General features: G+C 71.8%; 17 protein-coding genes and 1 pseudogene. 6 read left to right on the top strand and 12 right to left on the bottom strand.

Annotated elements, in window-relative coordinates:
- Both HUT19_RS27680 and HUT19_RS27675 read right to left on the bottom strand, forming a co-directional pair.
- On the bottom strand, window positions 1–381 hold the full coding sequence (locus HUT19_RS27680) for a hypothetical protein (RefSeq protein ID WP_176183057.1): 381 nt from the start codon (window positions 379–381) through the stop codon (window positions 1–3).
- Between the two features lie 170 nt (window positions 382–551).
- Window positions 552–1,223, bottom strand: coding sequence for a GntR family transcriptional regulator (locus HUT19_RS27675; protein ID WP_176183056.1), 672 nt, complete (start codon window positions 1,221–1,223; stop codon window positions 552–554).
- A gap of 167 nt (window positions 1,224–1,390) precedes the next feature.
- Here HUT19_RS27675 and HUT19_RS27670 point away from each other — a divergent pair, with 167 nt between their 5' ends.
- Genes HUT19_RS27670 through HUT19_RS27660 form a run of 3 tightly spaced genes read left to right on the top strand, consistent with a single transcriptional unit; the run spans window position 1,391 to window position 5,549 of the window.
- Window positions 1,391–3,049, top strand: coding sequence for an L-lactate permease (locus tag HUT19_RS27670; protein ID WP_176183055.1), 1,659 nt, complete (start codon window positions 1,391–1,393; stop codon window positions 3,047–3,049).
- On the top strand, window positions 3,049–4,431 hold the full coding sequence (locus HUT19_RS27665; RefSeq protein WP_176183054.1) for an FAD-binding oxidoreductase: 1,383 nt from the start codon (window positions 3,049–3,051) through the stop codon (window positions 4,429–4,431). The genes HUT19_RS27670 and HUT19_RS27665 overlap by 1 nt, the downstream gene beginning before the upstream one ends.
- Complete coding sequence (locus tag HUT19_RS27660; RefSeq protein WP_176183053.1) at window positions 4,428–5,549, top strand: (Fe-S)-binding protein; 1,122 nt, start codon at window positions 4,428–4,430, stop codon at window positions 5,547–5,549. The genes HUT19_RS27665 and HUT19_RS27660 overlap by 4 nt, the downstream gene beginning before the upstream one ends.
- Window positions 5,550–5,573: 24 nt before the next feature.
- On the opposite strand, the gene HUT19_RS27655 is transcribed toward HUT19_RS27660, so the two are convergent.
- From HUT19_RS27655 to HUT19_RS27630, 6 genes are all read right to left on the bottom strand, one after another.
- Window positions 5,574–6,410, bottom strand: a complete 837-nt coding sequence (locus HUT19_RS27655; RefSeq protein WP_176183052.1) for an isoprenyl transferase — start codon at window positions 6,408–6,410, stop codon at window positions 5,574–5,576.
- A 90-nt stretch (window positions 6,411–6,500) separates the two neighbouring features.
- A complete protein-coding gene (recO, locus tag HUT19_RS27650) occupies window positions 6,501–7,247 on the bottom strand; it encodes a DNA repair protein RecO (RefSeq protein WP_176183051.1) in 747 nt (248 codons plus the stop codon).
- Between the two features lie 60 nt (window positions 7,248–7,307).
- Complete coding sequence (locus tag HUT19_RS27645) at window positions 7,308–10,256, bottom strand: NACHT domain-containing NTPase (RefSeq protein WP_176183050.1); 2,949 nt, start codon at window positions 10,254–10,256, stop codon at window positions 7,308–7,310.
- Between the two features lie 116 nt (window positions 10,257–10,372).
- The gene (locus HUT19_RS27640) at window positions 10,373–10,897 is read right to left on the bottom strand and encodes a GNAT family N-acetyltransferase (protein ID WP_176183049.1); all 525 of its coding nucleotides are present in this window, start codon (window positions 10,895–10,897) and stop codon (window positions 10,373–10,375) included.
- A gap of 90 nt (window positions 10,898–10,987) precedes the next feature.
- The gene (locus tag HUT19_RS27635) at window positions 10,988–11,569 is read right to left on the bottom strand and encodes a Clp protease N-terminal domain-containing protein (RefSeq protein ID WP_176183048.1); all 582 of its coding nucleotides are present in this window, start codon (window positions 11,567–11,569) and stop codon (window positions 10,988–10,990) included.
- A complete protein-coding gene (locus HUT19_RS27630) occupies window positions 11,569–11,778 on the bottom strand; it encodes a helix-turn-helix domain-containing protein (RefSeq protein ID WP_030081114.1) in 210 nt (69 codons plus the stop codon). Before HUT19_RS27630 ends, HUT19_RS27635 begins: the two co-directional genes overlap by 1 nt.
- A 113-nt stretch (window positions 11,779–11,891) precedes the next feature.
- Between HUT19_RS27630 and HUT19_RS27625 the strand changes: the two are divergent.
- Window positions 11,892–12,107: pseudogene (locus HUT19_RS27625) on the top strand (GNAT family N-acetyltransferase); the annotation flags it as partial.
- A gap of 180 nt (window positions 12,108–12,287) precedes the next feature.
- On the opposite strand, the gene HUT19_RS27620 reads toward HUT19_RS27625, so the two are convergent.
- Window positions 12,288–13,679 (bottom strand): RNA-guided endonuclease TnpB family protein, encoded by a 1,392-nt coding sequence (locus HUT19_RS27620; RefSeq protein ID WP_217712287.1) that lies wholly within the window; start codon window positions 13,677–13,679, stop codon window positions 12,288–12,290.
- Between the two features lie 131 nt (window positions 13,680–13,810).
- Here HUT19_RS27620 and HUT19_RS27615 point away from each other — a divergent pair, with 131 nt between their 5' ends.
- Window positions 13,811–14,830, top strand: coding sequence for a glycosyl hydrolase family 18 protein (locus HUT19_RS27615; RefSeq protein WP_254886232.1), 1,020 nt, complete (start codon window positions 13,811–13,813; stop codon window positions 14,828–14,830).
- Window positions 14,831–14,858: 28 nt separating this feature from the next.
- Here HUT19_RS27615 and HUT19_RS27610 read toward each other — a convergent pair whose 3' ends face one another.
- On the bottom strand, window positions 14,859–15,326 hold the full coding sequence (locus HUT19_RS27610; RefSeq protein WP_176183046.1) for a MarR family winged helix-turn-helix transcriptional regulator: 468 nt from the start codon (window positions 15,324–15,326) through the stop codon (window positions 14,859–14,861).
- Window positions 15,327–15,523: 197 nt separating this feature from the next.
- Here HUT19_RS27610 and HUT19_RS27605 point away from each other — a divergent pair, with 197 nt between their 5' ends.
- Complete coding sequence (locus tag HUT19_RS27605) at window positions 15,524–16,030, top strand: carboxymuconolactone decarboxylase family protein (RefSeq protein WP_176187370.1); 507 nt, start codon at window positions 15,524–15,526, stop codon at window positions 16,028–16,030.
- On the opposite strand, the gene HUT19_RS27600 is transcribed toward HUT19_RS27605, so the two are convergent.
- Window positions 16,006–16,752, bottom strand: coding sequence for a response regulator transcription factor (locus HUT19_RS27600; RefSeq protein WP_176183045.1), 747 nt, complete (start codon window positions 16,750–16,752; stop codon window positions 16,006–16,008). The two genes, HUT19_RS27605 and HUT19_RS27600, sit on opposite strands and share 25 nt — an antisense overlap.
- Entirely contained in the window at window positions 16,749–17,945 is a 1,197-nt protein-coding gene (locus tag HUT19_RS27595; RefSeq protein WP_254886231.1) for a sensor histidine kinase, read from the bottom strand. Before HUT19_RS27595 ends, HUT19_RS27600 begins: the two co-directional genes overlap by 4 nt.
- Between the last annotated feature and the right edge of the window lie 238 nt (window positions 17,946–18,183).

Here is an 18,183-nt window from a genome sequence, read left to right as displayed (position 1 = left end):
TCACCGGTGACCGCCCTTGCCGTGGCGGTCGCCGTGGCCGGAGCCGGGGTGCTTGACCTTGGTGAACATGCCCGCGATGAGCTCGTCGTTGTCGACATGTCCGTCGGCCATGTCCTGCATGGCCTCGTGGATGCTGGTCAGCCCAAGGACGAGGATTCCGGCCGCTCTCTCGATGTGTTTCTGGTTCGGCTTGTACTTGTTTCCGAACTGCTTGCCGGGCTTGTCGTCCCCCCAGGGCTCCCCGTAGCCGTCCAGCGCGGTGATCAGCGTGGTCAGCGCCTCGCTCAGCTTGATCGCCTGATGGTGGAAGGTCGGTGAGGCCGCCTTGATGTCCGCCACCTTGATGTCCAGGACCTTGCCCTTGGCGTGCCCGCCGCTCACGCGACGCCCCCCTTGTGTATTTCTCGGCGCAAAGCCTCCAGGCTAAGCCGGAATGACCATGACCTGTTCAACCATGGGTCCATGGCGGGTAAAGACTTCGTCGACTGGTTGCATAGGGAAATTGACAGGCCGTCAACTTCTCACGGAGACGCACTGCCTCCGACGCCCCGTCAACTCGCTTCGGGCTGCTCCGACATCTCCCGCAGCGAACGGCACGCGCCCTCCAGATGCACCCGCATGCACCGCGCCGCACCGTCGGCGTCCCCCGCGCGCAACGCGTCCAGGACGGCGGTGTGTTCGGCGATGATGCGCTCACGGCCCAGGGTCCGCCGGGTCTGGACCATGCACAGGTGGACCTCGCCCTGGATGCCCCGGTACAGCCGGCTCAGCCGGGGGCTGCCGACCGCTTCCACCAGGGACTGGTGGAAACGGAGGTCCGCCTCCGCGAAGGCGCTGTGCGGGGCGTCGGGCTCGAGCTGTCCGAGGTCGCCGATGGCGCGGGCGGCGGCCGTCACGGGTACGGTGCCGCGCCCGACCAGGACGCGGACGACATCCGCCTCCAGCGGCGTGCGGACCAGGAAGAGGTCCTCGACATCGGCGCGGGTCAGCCGGGGCACATACGCGGGTTTGTTGGCGTCGCGGTGCAGCAGTCCCTCGTGGACCAGGGCGGTCACGGCGCTGCGCGCCGTGGGGCGCGAGACGCCGTACTCGGTGGCTATCTCGGTCTCGGCGAGGGCGGTGCCGGGCGGGAGTTGTCCATCGAGCACCCGGTCGCGCAGGGATGCCGCGAGCGCCTCGACGACCGAGACGGTGGACAGCCGGTACGCGGCGTCCTGAGCCATGAACACCTCCACGCGGGGACCTCGCCATTCTCGCATGTGTCATGTTCGACCCATTGACTGCCATGAATCATTGTCTGACAATCGCCGGAACCTCCTTCACGACGTGGCGGGGGTCACACGGCCCACCCTGGGCACCCCGGACGAGGCGAGGAGAGGCGAGAGCGATCATGGCCGCCTACGAACAGGTATTCGATCCCGTAAGAGATTCCCTCGGCTACAGCGCCCTGCTGGCGGCGCTTCCGCTGGTGACGCTGTTCGTCCTGCTGGGCGGGGCGCGCTGGAAGGCATGGCAGGCGTCACTGGTGGCGCTCGCGACGGCGCTGGGCGTGGCGGTCTTCGGCTACGGAATGCCGGTGGGCCAAGCGGGACTGGCGGCGAGCGAGGGGGCGGCGTTCGGCCTCTTCCCGATCATCTGGATCGTGCTGAACGCCCTGTGGATCTACAAGCTGACGGAGATCACCGGCTGGGACGCGGCGCTCCGGCGGGCGTTCGGCTCGCTCTCGGACGACCAGCGCGTCCAAGCGGTGATCATCGCCTTCTGTTTCGGCGCGCTGCTCGAGGCCCTGGCCGGTTTCGGCACCCCGGTGGCGGTCTCCTCGGTGATGCTGATGGCCGTCGGGCTGCGGCCGATGAAGGCCGCGGCGGTGTCCCTGGTGGCCAACACCGCGCCCGTGGCGTTCGGCGCCATCGCGGTGCCCATCACCACCCTCGGCAAGATCACCGGGATGGACGCGGCGGACCTGGGCGCCATGGTCGGGCGGCAGACCCCGCTGCTGGCCCTGTTCGTACCGCTGCTGCTGGTGTTCATGGTGGACGGGCGGCGCGGTGTCCGGCAGGTGTGGCCGGTGGCGCTGGTGGGCGGATTCGCCTTCTCCGCCGCCCAGTTCGTGAGCGCCAACTACCTCTCGTACGAGATCGCCGACATCGTGGCGGCCTTCGCGGGCGCCCTGGCCGTCATCGGTCTGCTCCGGGTCTGGCGGCCCCGCGAGGTGATGGCCGCGCGGACCGGTGTCCCGGTCATCGCCGGAGGCGCCGCCGAGGACGAGCGGTTCGACGCCGTGCAGCGCCGCAAGCAGGGCGGCGAGGGTTCCGCGCTGATGGCCTTCGCCCCCTATCTGATCGTGGTGGTGCTCTTCGCGGTGGCCACGCTCGGTCCGGTCAAGACCTGGCTGGAGGCACACTCGGGCTGGACGTTCGGCTGGCCGGGCCTGGAGGTGGCCAGCCCGGACGGCAAGCCGCTGACCGCCATGACGTTCAACCTCAACGTCTTCAACGCCGGGGGCACCGTCCTGCTGCTGGCCGGGCTGCTCACCGCCGTCCTCTACCGGATCCCGGCCGGGCGTACGGCACGGGCGTACGGCGACACCGTCCGCCAGTTCCGCTGGACCGTCGTCACGGTCCCCGCCGTGCTCGCCCTGGCCTATGTGATGAACCTGTCCGGCCAGACCGTCACCCTCGGGCTGCTGCTGGCCGAGACCGGCGGTGCGTTCGCCGTGCTCTCCCCCGTCGTCGGCTGGCTGGGCGTGGCCGTCACCGGCTCCGACACCTCCTCCAACTCCCTGTTCGGACTGCTCCAGCTCACCGCGGCCGAGAAGACGGGCATCTCCCCGTATCTGCTCGGCGCCGCGAACACCACCGGCGGTGTCCTGGGCAAGATGATCTCCCCGCAGAACCTGGCCATCGCCGCCGCCGTGGTGGGCCTGGAGGGGCGCGAGGGCGAGCTCTTCCGGCGGGTGGTGGGCTGGGGGCTCGGCCTGCTGGTCGCCGTCTGTCTGCTGGTGTACCTCCAGTCCACCCCGGTGCTGGGCTGGATGGTGGTGCGCTGATGGCCGCCGCCACGGAGCTGGCCCGCGATCTGGCCGCCATCGTGGGGGACGCCCATGTCCGCGTGGACGACGGCGCGCTGGCCGCCTACGCCCGCGACGCCACCCCGCTCTTCCACGCCCGCCCGCAGGCCGTGGTGCTCCCCGGCAGCACCGAGGAGGTGGCCGCCGTCCTCCGGTACGCCACCGACCGGGGCGTACCCGTCGTACCCCGGGGCGCGGGATCGAACCTGTGCGCCGGGACCGTCCCCCTCAGCGGCGGTGTCGTCCTGGTGCTGACCCGGCTGGACCGCATCCTGGAGGTCAGCGCCGAAGAGCTGCTGGCGCGGGTGCAGACCGGGGTGACCACCCAGCGGCTCGCCGACGCGGCCGCGCGCGAAGGGCTGTTGTACGCGCCCGACCCCGGCAGCCGCACCGTCTCCACGATCGGCGGCAACGTGGCCACCTGCGCGGGCGGACTGCGCGGCCTCAAGTACGGCGTCACCCGCAACTACGTCCTCGGCCTCGAGGCGGTACTGCCCACCGGCGAGATCATCCGCACCGGCGGCAGGCTCTGGAAGGACGTGGCGGGCTACGACCTGACCCGACTGCTGACCGGATCCGAGGGCACCCTCGCGGTGATCACCGAGGCCACGGTGGCGCTGCTGCCCGCGCCCGAGGACAGCGGCACCGGTGTGGCCTACTTCGACTCGCTCGCGGACGCCTCCCGGGCGGTGGCGGCCGTCATCGCCGCCGGGATCGTCCCGGCCACGCTGGAGTTCCTGGACCACAAGTGCATCGCGGCGGTCGAGGAGTTCGCCGGGCTCGGCCTGCGGACGGACGCGGGCGCGCTGCTGATGTTCGGCGACGACGGTGCCTCCCGGACCGTGGCGGGCACCCTGGCCCGGATCGCGGAGGTGTGCACCGCGTCCGGGGCGCTGGAGGTCACCCTCGCCGAGGACGTCGCCCGCGCCGAGGCGCTGCTCGCCGCCCGCCGCTGCTCACTGCCCGCGCTCTCCCGGCTCGGTTCGCTGACCATCCTGGAGGACGCCACCGTGCCCCGGCACCGGCTCGCCGAGATGGTGGACCGCATCGACGCCATCGCCGCCCGGTACGACCTGCGGATCGCCACCTTCGGCCACGCTGGTGACGGCAATCTCCACCCCACCTGTGTGCTGGACCCCGACGACAGCGCGGCCGTGGACCGTGCGCACCACGCCTTCGGGGAGATCTTCGCGGCCGCCATCGACCTGGACGGCACCATCACCGGCGAACACGGCGTGGGCGCGGCCAAGCTGCCGTATCTCGCCGATCGGATCGGTGCCGATCAGATCGCCCTGGCACGCCGTCTCAAGCTGGCCTTCGACCCGGCCGGAATCCTCAACCCCGGAAAGCTCGGATCATGACCGAACCCACGGACAACAGCCCGCGCCCCGCCCCCGGACCGGGCCGCGACCTCGGCATCTTCGACAAACAGCGGCTCGACCGGTGCATCTCCTGCGGCTTCTGTCTGCCCGCCTGCCCCACCTACGCCCTCACCGGTGAGGAGACCTCCTCCCCGCGCGGCCGGATCACGCTGATGCGGGCGCTGGAGACCGGTGAGCTCCCGGAGGACGACCCGACCCTGGCCGAGGAGTCCTCGTACTGCCTGGGCTGCCGGGCCTGCGAGACGGTGTGCCCGGCGGGGGTGGAGTACGGCTCGCTGCTGGAGCAGTGGCGCGACCACCAGTGGCAGGGCCGCAACCGGCCCTGGATCGCCCGGATCCTGATGGCGCTGGTCTCCCGCCCCGCGCTGCTCCGGCTCCAGGGCCTGGTCCGCCGTCACGCCCGCGGCGGCGGCGCGGAGCCGGGCCCGGACGCACCCCGCCCCTCCCTGATGCTGGGCTGTGTCGAACGGGGCCTGTACCCGAAGGTCTCCCGCGCCGCCGCCGCGCTGCGCCCCGAACTCACCGTCCCCGCCCGGCAGGGCTGCTGCGGCGCGCTGCACGCCCACAACGGCGACTCCACCACGGGCGGGGCGATGGCCCACGCCCTCGGCGAACGGCTGCCCGGCACCATCGTCACCACCGCCGGTGGCTGCGCCGCCCATCTCGCCGACCACCTGGGCCGGGACCGGGTACGGGAACTGAGCCAGTACCTCGACGAAACCGGCCACCGCCCCACGGGCCAGGTCACCGTGGCCGGCCGCCGGGCCAGGGCCGCCCTCCAGGACTCCTGCCACCTCCGCAACGGCCTCGGTGTCACCCGCCAGCCCCGCGACCTCATCGCCGCGGTCGCCGACTACGTCGAACTCCCCGGCGCGGGCGACTGCTGCGGAGCCGCCGGAACCTACGCGATGCTGCGCCCCGCCGACAGCCGCGCCGTCCTGGACCCCAAACTCGAGTCCCTGGCCCGTCTGGACGTCGACTACATCGTCACGGTCAACCCCGGCTGCCAACGCCAGCTCCAACAGGGCCTGCGCCGCCACCGCTCCCCCGTCCGGGCGGTCCACCTGGCGGAGTTCCTGGCCATGGCCGAGAGCTGACCCCGGCCGCAGGGACGTTCGAGGTCAGACGGGCTGCGTACCGTCCTGCTCCGGCTTCTGCTCGTTCGGGATCGCGCCGCCGAAGCGGCGGTCGCGGGAGGCGTATTCGACGCAGGCGCGCCACAGGTCGCGGCGGTCGAAGTCCGGCCACAGCACGTCCTGGTAGACCATCTCGGCGTAGGCGCTCTGCCAGATCAGGTAGTTGGAGGTGCGCTGTTCGCCGGACGGGCGGAGGAAGAGGTCCACATCCGGCATGTCCGGGTAGTACAGGTACTTGGCGAAGGTCTTCTCGTTCACCTTCGAGGGGTCCAGCTGGCCCGCCCGGATGTCCTCCGCCAGCGCCTTCGCCGCGTCCGCGATCTCGGCGCGGCCGCCGTAGTTCATGCAGAAGTACATCGTCATGGCGTCGTTGTCCTTGGTCTGCTCCTGGGCGACCTGGAGCTCCTGGGCTACGGACTTCCACAGCTTCGGCATCCGGCCCGCCCAGCGGATACGGATGCCCATCTCGTCCATCTCGTCACGGCGGCGGCGGATGACGTCGCGGTTGAAGTTCATCAGGAAGCGGACCTCGTCGGGCGAGCGCTTCCAGTTCTCGGTGGAGAAGGCGTAGAGCGAGAGGTTCTTGATCCCCATCTCCAGGCAGCCCTTGAGCACATCGAGCACCACGGCCTCGCCGACCTTGTGGCCCTCGGTGCGGGGCAGGCCGCGCTCCTTGGCCCAGCGGCCGTTTCCGTCCATGACGACGGCCACATGGGCGGGCACCAGCTCACCGGGGAGCTTGGGCGGCCGGGCGCCGGAGGGGTGGGGGTCCGGGGCCCGGTACTCGCGTCGCTGTCGGCCCAGAATCCCGCGTCGTGCCATGCCTGCCACGTCTCCTCGCCTGTCGTTCCGGTGGTCCCGGTGGTTCCTGTGCTTCAGTCTGTCGTCTGTGCCGAAGCGCCGCCCCGGCGGCTACTTCTCCACGTATCGCAGCGACCGGAGCCCGCGCTCCAGATGCCAGTGCAGATACGCCGCCACCAGCCCGCTGCCCTCCCGGGCGTGCCGCAGCTCACACGCGTCCGCCGTCTCCCAGTCCCCCGTCAGCAGCGCGCCCAGCAGCGTCAGTGACTCCGCCGAGGGTACGACGCTTCCCGGCACCCGGCACTCCCCGCAGATGACACCGCCCGCGCCGACCGAGAAGAACCGGTTGGGGCCGGGCATCCCGCACCGCGCGCAGTTGTCGAAACTGGGCGCGTAGCCGTTGACGGCGAGCGAGCGCAGCAGAAAGGCGTCGAGGACAAGATGGGGTTCGTGCTCGCCGGAGGCGAGGGTGCGCAGGGCGCCGACGAGCAGCAGATACTGCTGGACGGCGGGCTCGCCCTCATGATCGGTGAACCGCTCGGCGGTCTCCAGCATCGCGGTACCGGCGGTGTAGCGGGCGTAGTCGGTGACGATCGCGCCACCGTACGGAGCGATCGTCTCACTCTGTGTGCACAGTGGCAGCCCGCGGCCGATCAGCTCACCGCCGCGGGCGAAGAACTGCACATCGACGTGGGAGAACGGTTCCAGGCGGGCCCCGAACTTCGACTTCGTCCGCCGCACCCCGCGCGCCACGGCGCGCACCCGGCCGTGGTGGCGGGTGAGCAGGGTGATGATCCGGTCCGCCTCGCCCAGCTTCTGGGTGCGCAGCACGATGCCGTCGTCGCGGAACAGACTCATGGCGCTCATTGTCCCTCAGCGAGACACATGGTCGAACCGCCCCGGCGCCTTTGGCGAGGATCAGGCGCGGACCAGCACGATCGTCTCGGAGGGGGTGGTGATGCCCTCGGCGCGACGTTGCAGCAGCAGGATGCGGGCGGCGATGCCCCGGTAGGTGTGGGCCACCACCGGAGCCCCGATCAGCCGCTCGGCGGCGGCCGCCACGGTCAGCGCGGCGAGCCGGAGGCAGGGTCCGTCCGCGGGATCCATGGCGCGGGGCAGGTCCGTCAGCGCGTGGGACCAGTCGACGAGGTGCTCGGTCAGCACGCCCAGAACCGGTGCGGTCCACTCCGGGATATCGGACGGGAGCAGGGTCTCCAGCTGTCCGGCGGAGAGGGTGGCCAGGGTGGCGAGATCGTCCCCGTATGCCGGGAGGCTGGTGTCGTCCGCGCGGCCCAGCAGAGGCGCCACCCGCTCCGCGAAGGAGGGGGGCCGCAGGCTGAGGAGGGATCCTCCTCCGGGTTCGGCCATGAGGTGCAGCAGCGCCACGATGCGGGCGGCCGTTTCGACCCGCTCGGGGAAGCCGGTCACGGCCGGTCCACCGGCCCGAAGGCGTGCCCGGACCTCCGGACTGCTGACGTCGATGCGCCAGTCTCCGGTGCGGACGCGGGCAACCGCCGTCTCGAACGCGACATCACGTGCCCGGCGCCGGTCGGGTTCCCGGGCACGGTCGATGATGGCGTCGTAGTCCACATCGATCATCTGGCCGGGACGACGGCCGAAGTCCATGCGCAGGTCGAGGGCGGAGGCCAGCGCCAGATTGCCCAGACTCAGCATCACCTCGTCCTCGATACCGCGGCCGAGCCATGCCCCGGCCGTGGCCTCCGCCGGAACCACCCAGGGATGCGCCATGCCCTCCGGCACCCACAGCGACAGCAGGGTGTTCGGGATGTTCGCGCACCACACCGTGTGCCGGTCCGACGGGGCGACCAGCCCGAACGCCCCGTCCAGGGCCTCGGTCACCAGGGGCAGGCGATACGCGTCCCCGTCCGGAGCGCGGGTGTTGATCCACTCCACCAGCTCCTTCGCCTCCGTCTGGGTCATCCCCACCGCGATGTCGTCCGCGCCGCCGTCCGTGAGACCGGGCGCGCCGGGCCTGTTGCGTTCCTCCGCGAAGAGCCGGTAGATCTCCTGGGTCACCGGCCGCGCACAGGCCACGGTGGTCTCACCGAGGCGTACGGTCGGGCTCAGTGCGCGCATCACCGTGATCGCGGTCATCAGCCGGCGGCGGGCCGAGCCGACCGGCCCGCCGAGGGACTCCTCGCGCAGCGCCTCCAGCCGCCGTGCCACCTCCGGGGCGAATTCCGTCGCCTCCGCCGCGCAGTCGAAGGCCAGGGCGAGCGCCCGGACGGTTCCGGAGGCGAGGCACGCCTCGACCACCGGAGCCGGGTCCTCCCGGGCCGCGTACAGCAGGGTCGTCTCCCGCCACCAGTCCTCGTCCACGTTGGCCACCAGGACGTCCACGAGACGGCGGTGCTGGATGTGCAGGGCGGCCAGATGCTCCTGGAAGGTGAGGTGGGCGAAGGCGAACAGCCCGCGTTCGCGCTCGATCAGCAGTCCGCTGACGACGATCGTGTCCAGGAAATCCTGGGAGGACATGGTCGAGGCGACCCGGAAGAGCAGCGGCCGCAGGACGTCGGACGCGTACTCGCCCCGGATGTCCCGCATCCGGTCGGCCATCATCACGAAGGCCAGTTCGCGGAGGACGACCTCCTTCTTCGCGCCGCTCAGCTCGTCGGGTAAGGCCGCCGTCCCGCCCTTGGCCTCCCGCCGCCGCCACAGCAGCACCTCGCAGATCTCGCCGTACAGTTCGGCGCGGCTGCCGGGCAGGGCGCCCCGGTAGCGGTGCACGTTGGCGATCATCGTCAGCAGCAGCGGGTTGGCGGCGAGGTCGTACAGGACGGACCGGGCGCGCAGCCGGTGCAGCAGGTCCTCGGCACCCTCGTGCGCGCGGTCGGCGACCGCCGCGTCGTCGGCGCCCGTGCTCAGCCGCTCGATCGCGCGGTACCAGCCGTGCACGAAGCGTCCGATCTGCTCGCCGGTGAAGCGGCGGATCTGGAGCACGCGGGCGCGGTTCACCGGTGCGCCCTGGTAGCCCTGCGGCCGGGAGGTCAGGACGAAGTCATTGGCCTCGTACTGCTCGATCTGCCGCTCGACCCAGCGGGACACCTTCCGCCGGTGCTCCTCGCGCGCCACCTCGTCCAGGCCGTCCAGCAGCACGGTGCAACGCCCCTGCTGGAGTTGGCCGCCCCACCACCCGGGCGGTTCATCGCCCGTCAGCCGTCCCAGTGAGGCGCCGATGACCTCGGGGAGGGTGATCGCGGGGTTCTCGGTGATCGCCTCCGCGTGGTCCCGGAGGAACAGCAGCACCGGCAGATCGCGGCGGCCCCGCCCCCGGCGCTCCTTGGCCGACCCCAGGGCCAGGTGTTGCAGCATGGTGGTCTTGCCGGTGCCGGGGAAGCCGATGACGGCGAGGGCCGTGCCCTCCGGGCCGCCGAGGAAGTCCCGCACCGACTGCCGTGAGGGGACGGCGCCGCCGTCGGCGCCCGCCAGCGATTCGCGCGACACCTGGTGCGCCGAGCGCGGCATCAGGCTGACGTCGACGAAGACCTCTTCGAGCCCCGGGGTGTAGTCCCCGCGCGTCGCGAGCCCTTTGAGGTCGATGAACCGATGATGGCTCAGCACGTAGGCGCGGTAGTCGCGTTCGAAGCGGGAGACGCGCCACTGGAGCCGCCGGTCGACCGCGTCGGCGACCCGCTCCACCCACCGGTCGGCCACCTTCCCGTACACCTTGGCCAGGAAGGCGACGCCCGCCAGGAGTGCCGCGTACGCCAGGAACAGCAGCAGCGAGACGATCGGGTGGCGGCTCGCGGAGGACCAGAACCGGGCCCCCAGAACCGCCGGTGGCACCAGGCTCGCCGCCGCCAGCGCACCACGTGTCAGGAACTCCGCGCCCTTGCCACCCGCCACAGTTCTCCCCCCGAGAAGCCCGTGACGTTCCGTTATAGCGCAAACACGGGCCGTTGGGACCCTGATCGCCTCAGACGGAGGTCAGACGCCGGTCAGGTGGAGCGGTCAGACGTCGGTCAGACGCGGGAGAACGGTTCGGCGTAGGTGAACGCGCCCTTGAGGGTGGGCTGATACGTGGTCAGGGTGCGGACCTGGAAGTACTCGCCCCAGGCGGGGTCGGGGGCGGTGACACCGAGATCGATGGAGGGGCGGAAGCCGAAGCGGCCGTAGTAGTCGGGGCTGCCGAGCAGGGCGACCAGCGGCTCGCCGAACGCGTCGGCGGCGCCGAGCACGGCGTGCACGAGCGCCTTGCCCACCCCGCGGCGCTGCTGGGCGGGGAGGACGCTGAGCGGACCGAGGCCGAGCGCGAGGGCCTGGTCGGGGCCGATGTGGCCGCGAGTGCACACCACGTGTCCGATCACCTGACCGTCCTCACCGACGGCCACGAAGGAGAGTGCGGGCAGCCAGGCGTCACTGGTGCGGAGTTCCCCAAGGAGGGTGACCTCGACCGGCACCGGGGTGTCGGCCCCGCCGGCGAAGGCCGCCGCGGTGACGTCGGCCACGGCGGCGATGTCCGCGGGGGTTTCTCGTCGGATCAGCACCGGCACAGTGTGGGCGGCGCATCCGGGGACAGGCAACCGATTTGTGCGGCGGGGAGTACGGGGCCGCCCGGGGTCCGGCCCGGGGCGGGCTCAGCCTGCCTTCGGCCGTGCGTCCAGGGCGCGTTCGACCCGGACGTAGGTCACGTCGTGGTCGGCGAGGACGTTCGCGGCGACACCCGGACGGGCGAGGAGGGCGAGCAGCAGATGTTCGTCGCCGATGTGCCGGTCGCCGCGGCCGAGGGCGATCCGCAGCGACCGCTCCAGGACCGACCTGGCCTCCGGCGCGAAGGGCCGCCGTCCGCCCCGCCCGCCGCGCCGGAGGCCACCGGAGCGGGGGCCGGGGCTCCGCGGGGCGGCGAGGGCGCCCGCCCCGTGCGCCTCCTCCACCCGGGCGACGATCTCCTCGACGTCGATACCGAGACCGGCCAGCGCCTCCGCGTCCGCGTCCGAGATACCGCCCCGGCGGCGCACCTCGGCCAGCGAACGCTCGATGGACGCACGCCGTCCGTGTGCGCCGAGGCCGGCGAGCACGGTGGCGGCGGGGCTGCCGGTGCGGTCCAGGAGCGCGAGCAGCAGCTCCGGTTCGCCGACCTTGGCGCTGCCCGTCTCCCGGGCGTGGTGTACGGCTCCGTGGACGACCTCGCGGGCACTGCCGGTGAACTTCTCGAACATCAACGCCTCCCGTGCTTCTTGTGGACCGCCTGCCTGCTGACGCCCAGTTCGGCGGCGATCTCCTGCCACGACCAGCCCTTCGCGCGGGCGCTGCGCACCTGCACGGCCTCCAGCTGCTCCAGCAGCCGGCGCAGCGCGGCGACGGCGCGCAGTCCGATCCGGGGGTCCCGGTCGCCCGCGCGCTCGGCGAGATCCGTTGCTTCGGTCATGGTGTCAATGTAGGTTGACACGCGCTCTGGCGTCAACCCTGATTGACAGCACAGGGCTCGCCGGGGAGTAAATGAGGTCGACGTGGCCACGGGCCGTCCGGCAGCCTCCCGTCATGGACCCTCATTTCTGGCCCCTGTACGGGCTCCGCGTCCGCACCCCACGTCTTGAACTGCTCCTTCCCGGCCTCCCCCGGCTCGATGAGCTGGCCGCGGTCGCGGCGGAGGGAGTGCACGACCCGGCCGAGATGCCGTTCAGCATTCCCTGGACCGACGCGGCTCCGGAGGAGCGCGGACGGGCCACGTTCCAGCATGTGCTGCGGACCGTCGCGGATTGACCTCCTCCATCGCCTGATGGGCGTGGATTCTCCGTCTGTGGGTGGTCCTGGTAGGCCCTGGGGACCGCCCGCTCCGGGTGGGTTCCTGTTTCCTCCCCGCGTACGCGGGGGTTGTGCGCACTGCCAGGGCATTCCCTGGTCTTATGTGCGCTCCGCAGGCGTTTGCCGCCGCCGTTACCGGCGTCGGGCCCCCGGTCCGGGGGTGGGTGGTGATGTTGCCGCGAGGATGCGGCGGCCTTCATGGCGGACGTTTCGTCCTGCGTTCCAGTCCCGGTCGTGCCGGGTGCGGCAGGTCGGCTCAGAGCATGTCCAGGTGCGGACGTTGAGCGGCTTGGGGCCGTCACGGTGTCCGCAGGCGGAACAGATCTGGGAGCTGGGAAAGTCGCGGGCGACTTTGGTGAAGGACCGGCCTCGCCGCGTCGCCTTGTACTCCAGCATCCCTACGAACTGGGCCCATCCGGCGTCGTGCACGCTCTTGGCCAGCCGTGTGCGTGCCAGACCTCGCACGTTCAGGGTCTCAGCGAAGACGGCTTGGTTCTCGCTCGTCAGCTTGTGGGACCACTGGTGATGGAAGTTCCGGCGCGCATCGGCCACGGCGGCGTGAGCGCGGGCGACCTTGATCCGGGCCTTGTCCCGGTTGTTCGATCCTTTCTTCTTCCGCGACAGCTCCCGCTGCCGCTTCCTCAGCTTCTTCTCTGCCCGCCGCAGGTACTTCGGGGAGGCGATGTGCGTGCCGTCGGCCAGGACCGCGAAGCGGGTCAGGCCCAAGTCGATGCCCTGGTCCCCATCGGTCGGGGGAAACATGTCCTGGGCGGGGTCGGTCTCCACGACGAACGACACCCAGTACCGGCCGGACCGGTCCTTGACCAGTGTCACGCTCGACGGCGCGGACGGGAGATCGCGGGTCCACTTCACGCGCGCGTCGCCGATCTTGGGAAGACGGAGCCTGCCGTCGTCCAGCAGCCTGAACCGGTCGGAGACGGTGAACCGTGCAGTCTGCCGGTTGTCCTTGCGGGACTTCCGCTTGGGGGGTGCGACCTTCGGGCCGGGACGCTTGCCGGTCTTGGAGTCCTCGTGCGCCTTCCATGCCTTGTCAAAGTCGCGCAAGGTCTGCTGGAGCACGCCGACCGGCGCGTCGGACAAGAACGCGCGATCTTCGGTCTTCTTCGCCTCGGTGATCAGGTGCTTGCCCAGTTCAGCGGCGCTCGGGATGCCCCGGTACGGGCCCTGGGCGAGACGGTTCTTCGGGTTGCCCAGCAGCTTGTTCGACCGCTTGCGCGGCGTCACGATCGCCCATGCGTCATTCCAGACCACGCGCTTGCACCCGAACACCCGGGCGGCGCGAGTGCGCTGGCCCGGCGTCAGGTAAGCACGGTACTGGTAACGAAGCTGCACATGGGTCACCGTACTCAGCTGGTTTATGACTGAGGGCCGATCGATCAGAACTGGTAGACACTGTGCGTTCCCTTCGTCATGCGCACTTTGTTTTTGTGACGAAGTACCGGCGTGGCGTCTTCTCCGACCAGCGCGGTGCGGCGCATCAGCGGTGCGAGCGGTGCGGCGCACAACCGGATGCGACTCCTCGCCTACCGCTCGCTAGCCTCCCCTTCGTGAAGAAGCCACGCATAGTCCAGGCCACGGCCGACCGGTTCCGGCGGGCGCGGCGCGCGGTCCGACGCGGCTGGACCCACCCCCGGCTGAAGTGGCCCAAGCGCGTCACGGCGACTCTCGTGGGCTGTCTGGTCCTCGGCGTCCTCGCCGCCGGGGTCTCGCTGCGGCTGCTGTACGCGGGGGACCTCAAGCCCGGCACCCAGACCCGGGGCCGGGACGCCGTCTGGCTCGGCCACGCCTGGGTGGACGGCCGCAACGGCGAACGGGAACTGGCGGGCCTGGCCCGGCGGGTACGCGGCAGCGGCATCCGCGATCTGTACGTCCACGCGGGCCCGCTGGAGCACAACGGCACCCTGCCCGCGGCCCGTTACCCCAAGGCCGCCTGGCTGCTGAAGGCCGTCCACCGCGAACTGCCCGGGGTGCGCGTGCAGGCGTGGCTGGGCGATCAGCTGGCCACCGAGGGCCCGACCGGGCTCCGGCTCGGCGACCGGGACAACCGGGCCCGGGTCGTACGGTCCGCGCGGCAGGTGCTGGACGCGGGCTTCGACGGGGTGCACTTCGACCTGGAGCCGCTGCACTCCGGCGACCGCTCCTATCTCTCGCTCCTCGACGATCTGCACGCCCTCACCCGCTCCCGCCATGCCCCGCTGTCGGTGGCGGCCCATCAGATCGACCCGCTGCCCGGGCTGCACTCGGTGGCGGGCTTCTTCACCGGCCACCCCAAATGGTGGTCGCAGACGTACTTCGGCCAGGTGGCGCGGCGGGTCGATCAGATCGCGGTGATGTCGTACGACACCGCGATGCCGCTGGAGAGCCTGTACGGCGGGTACGTGGCCCAGCAGACCGAGCTGGCGCTCGAGATCACCCCACCGTCCACCGACCTGCTGATGGGCCTGCCCGGCTACCACACCAGCAACATCGGCCGTCACGCCTGGGCCGAGACGGTCACGGCGGCGGTGCGCGGCACCAGGCTCGGCCTCGGCCGCCAGGACCGCCACCGGGATCGGTTCGGGGTGGCGCTGTACGTGGACTTCGCCGCGACGGAGGGGGACTGGACGGCGTACCGGAAGGACTGGGGAACCCCTGACGCGCCAGGGAAGGGGTGAACCGGGGAAGGAGGGAACCCGGGCGCGCTCAGGCGCCGAACCACCCCGCCACATCGAGCCGGAAGCCGCTGGGCGGCGCCATCGTCCGCAGATCCGCCTCCAGTTGGCGCAGCCGCTCCTCGCCCAGCCGCTCGGCCCATGCGGTGCGCAGCTCCTCGAAGACGGCGGCCGACCGCGCCAGTACGTCGTAGCCGTGCGGGGTGAGCCGGATGACCTTGCGCCGGGCGTCGGCCGGGTCGTCCACCCGGACCGCGTAGCCCAGTGCAGCCAGCCGGTCGGCGGTCTTGCCCGCTGCCTGTTTGGAGACACCGAGCCGTCGGCCCAGCTCGCTCGCGGTGGCGCCGTCCCGTCCGATGGCCTGCATGGCGAAGCCATGGGCGGGGCGGACGTCGGGGTGGCCCTGGCGGGCCAGTTCGGCGTGCAGTTGGTCGACGATCGAGCGGAATCCCGCGAAGAGCAGCAGCGGCAGCTCGAAGCCCGGAGTGCTCTCAGCCATGGCGGCAGTCCCCCTTGCGTCGATCGACAACCTGGTTTACTTTTTCGACAACCACATTGTCCATTCTAGCGCGGGGGTTCACCGTGCCCATCTCTTCCCTGCCCACGGCCACCACCACTGGCTCCGGCACCACTGGCTCCGACCACGCCTTCCCCGTCCACACCCTGGACACCGCCCCGCCCGCCGCGCGGCGCCCCATGGAGGCGACGGTCCAGCGCCTCGGCCATCTCTCCCCCGCCGTGGCGAGACTCGCCGAGTCGCCGCAGTTGCTGGACGGATTCCTCAAGCTGAGCGGGGCGTTCGAGACGACCACGCTCGATCCGCTCGCCCGCGAAGTGCTCATCCTCACGATCGCGGTCCGCAATGCCTGCCACCTCTGCGTCGAGATGCACACCGCCACGATCCGCGCCCTCGGCGCGGACGGCGCGCTCATCGACGCCCTGCGCGCGGCACAGCCGCTGGAGGACGGACGGCTCGACGCCGTACGGGTCTTCGCCCTCGATGCCCTCGCCACCACCGGAGCGCTGAGCCCCGGCGCCCTGGACGCCTTCCTGGCCCAGGGATACACCCGGCGCAACGCGCTGGAGGTGGTGCTCGGCATCGGCGCGTACACCCTGTCCACGTTCGCCAACCGGATGACGCAGGCGCCGCTTCACGGGCATCTCGCCCCGGCCCCCGCTCAGGAGGGCCCCGCGGCGGGCTGAGGACCGGATACGGACGGGGTGACCAGGCCCGACTCATAGGCCGCGATGACCAGTTGGGCCCGGTCCCGGGCACCCAGCTTGCCCATGATCCGGCTGACATGCGTCTTGGTGGTGAGCGGTGAGAGACCGAGCGTCTGTGCCGCCTCGGCGTTGTTCAGCCCGCGCGCGACGAGGGTGAGCACCTGACGTTCCCGCGCCGACAGCGCCGCCAGCGCGCCGGGCGCCGGACCACCGGGCGCCGGAGCGGCCGGGAGGCGCAGCACCCGTGCGATCAGCCGGGACGTCGGGCCGGGCGACAGCAGGGACTCCCCCGCCGCCACGGTCCGTATGGCGTCGAGGAGTTCGGCGGGCCGGGTGTCCTTCACCAGGAAGCCGGACGCGCCCGCGCGCAGCGCCTCCACGATGTGCTCATCGGTGTCGTAGGTGGTCAGCACGAGGATCCTGACCCCGGTGAGGTCCTCGTCCGCCGCGATGCGCCGGGTGGCCTCGATACCGTCGAGGTCCGGCATCCGGATGTCCATCACCACGAGGTCGGCGCGGGCGGTGCGGGCGAGCTCGACCGCCTGGCGGCCGGTGCCCGCCTGGCCGACCACCTCCATGTCCCGCGCGGAGCCGACGAGCATGGCGAAGGCCGAGCGGACGAGCGTCTGGTCGTCGGCGAGCAGCACCCGGATCGCCGGGGCGGGGCGCCCGGCCGGTCCGCCGGGGTCGCTCGGGTTCATGGGGTGGCCTCCAGGGAGCTCGCGGGGACGGAACCGGCCTTGCCCCGGGGCAGCTCCGCGCGGACAGCGAAGCCGGGGGCGTCCTCGCGCGGTCCGGCGGTCAGGCTCCCGGCCACGCTGCGGGCGCGTTCACGCATACCGACGATGCCATGGCCCGGCTCGGGCCCGGCGGGCGGTGTCCGCCCGTCCGCCGGGCCGTCGTCCACGGCGGAGACGCACAGCGCCGTCTCCTCCCGGGCGAGCGTGATCCGCACCCGGGTGCCGGGGGCGTGCCGTACGGCGTTCGTCAGCGCCTCCTGCACGATCCGGTACGCGGCCGCGCCCACCGCGGGCGACAGGTCCGACTCGGTGACGCCGACGGCGAGTTCGACGCGTACGCCCGCCGCCTCGGCCGCCGCGGCGAGATCGGCCAGGCCCGCGAGTCCCGGCGGCGGCGCGATGGGGTCGGTGTCCGCGCCGCCCGTGCCGCCCGTGCCGTCGCCCTCGTCCCCGCGCAGCACCTGGAGGGTGGCGCGCAGTTCGGCGCGGGCGTCCCGGCAGGTGCCGGCGATCCCGTCGAGCGCCGTGGACAGCGCCTCGCGGTCGAGCCGGTCCGGGTCGGCGATCAGGACATGCGCGGCGACCGAGGTCTGGACGCCGATGAGGGTGATGCTGTGCGCGAGCAGATCGTGCAGATCGCGGGCGATCCGCAGCCGTTCCTCCGCGACCCGGCGGGCCGCCTCCTCCTCGCGGGTCCGCTCGGCGCGTTCGGCCCGCTCCACGATCGCCGCGATGTACTTGCGGTGGATCCGGACCGCCTCGCCGATCACCACGACCGACAGCACCCAGCCGGAGCTGCGCAGCATCTCGATACCGGCGTGGGCTCCGGCGCGCAGCGACATGACCGTCACCATGATCGCGATGACCAGGGAGACGGTGAGGAAGGACCGCAGCGGCGGGCCGATCACGGCGAGGGTGTAGACGGCGATCAGCCCGGCCGGGACGACGGCGATGTGCACGTTGTCCATGGCGTGGTACGGGCCGACCATGAACACCACGGCCGCGGTCACCAGCATCGGGCTGTGCCGCCGCCCGACCAGCACCGCGGCGCTGGCGATGAGCAGCAACCAGCCCAGCGCGTCCGGACGGTGGCCGTTGTGGCCCAGGTTGAGCAGGGCCAGGGCGCACTGCACGGCGAGTACGGCACCGGCGATCGCGGCGTCGACGCGCCGCCGGGTCCGGGCCTCGGCGCGGGTCTCGGCCGGCCGCCCGCCGTTGTGCAGGGCGTGCAGCGCCGTCCACAGCGGGGGCCACCCGGGCAGATGGCGCACCGGGCGGTGCGGGAGCGGGGACGTGGGATGTGCGGACACGGCTCCATCCTCGGGGATCGGTCTCGGGCGGACCAGGAGCGGTCCGGCCCGTGTGCACGGGGCGGTTCAGCTCCACCCCGTA

The organism is Streptomyces sp. NA02950 (genome assembly GCF_013364155.1).
In the GTDB taxonomy this organism is placed as follows: Bacteria; Actinomycetota; Actinomycetes; order Streptomycetales; family Streptomycetaceae; genus Streptomyces.
Note: the sequence above shows the minus strand (reverse complement) of the source record. Positions and strands in the feature narration are given on the sequence as shown.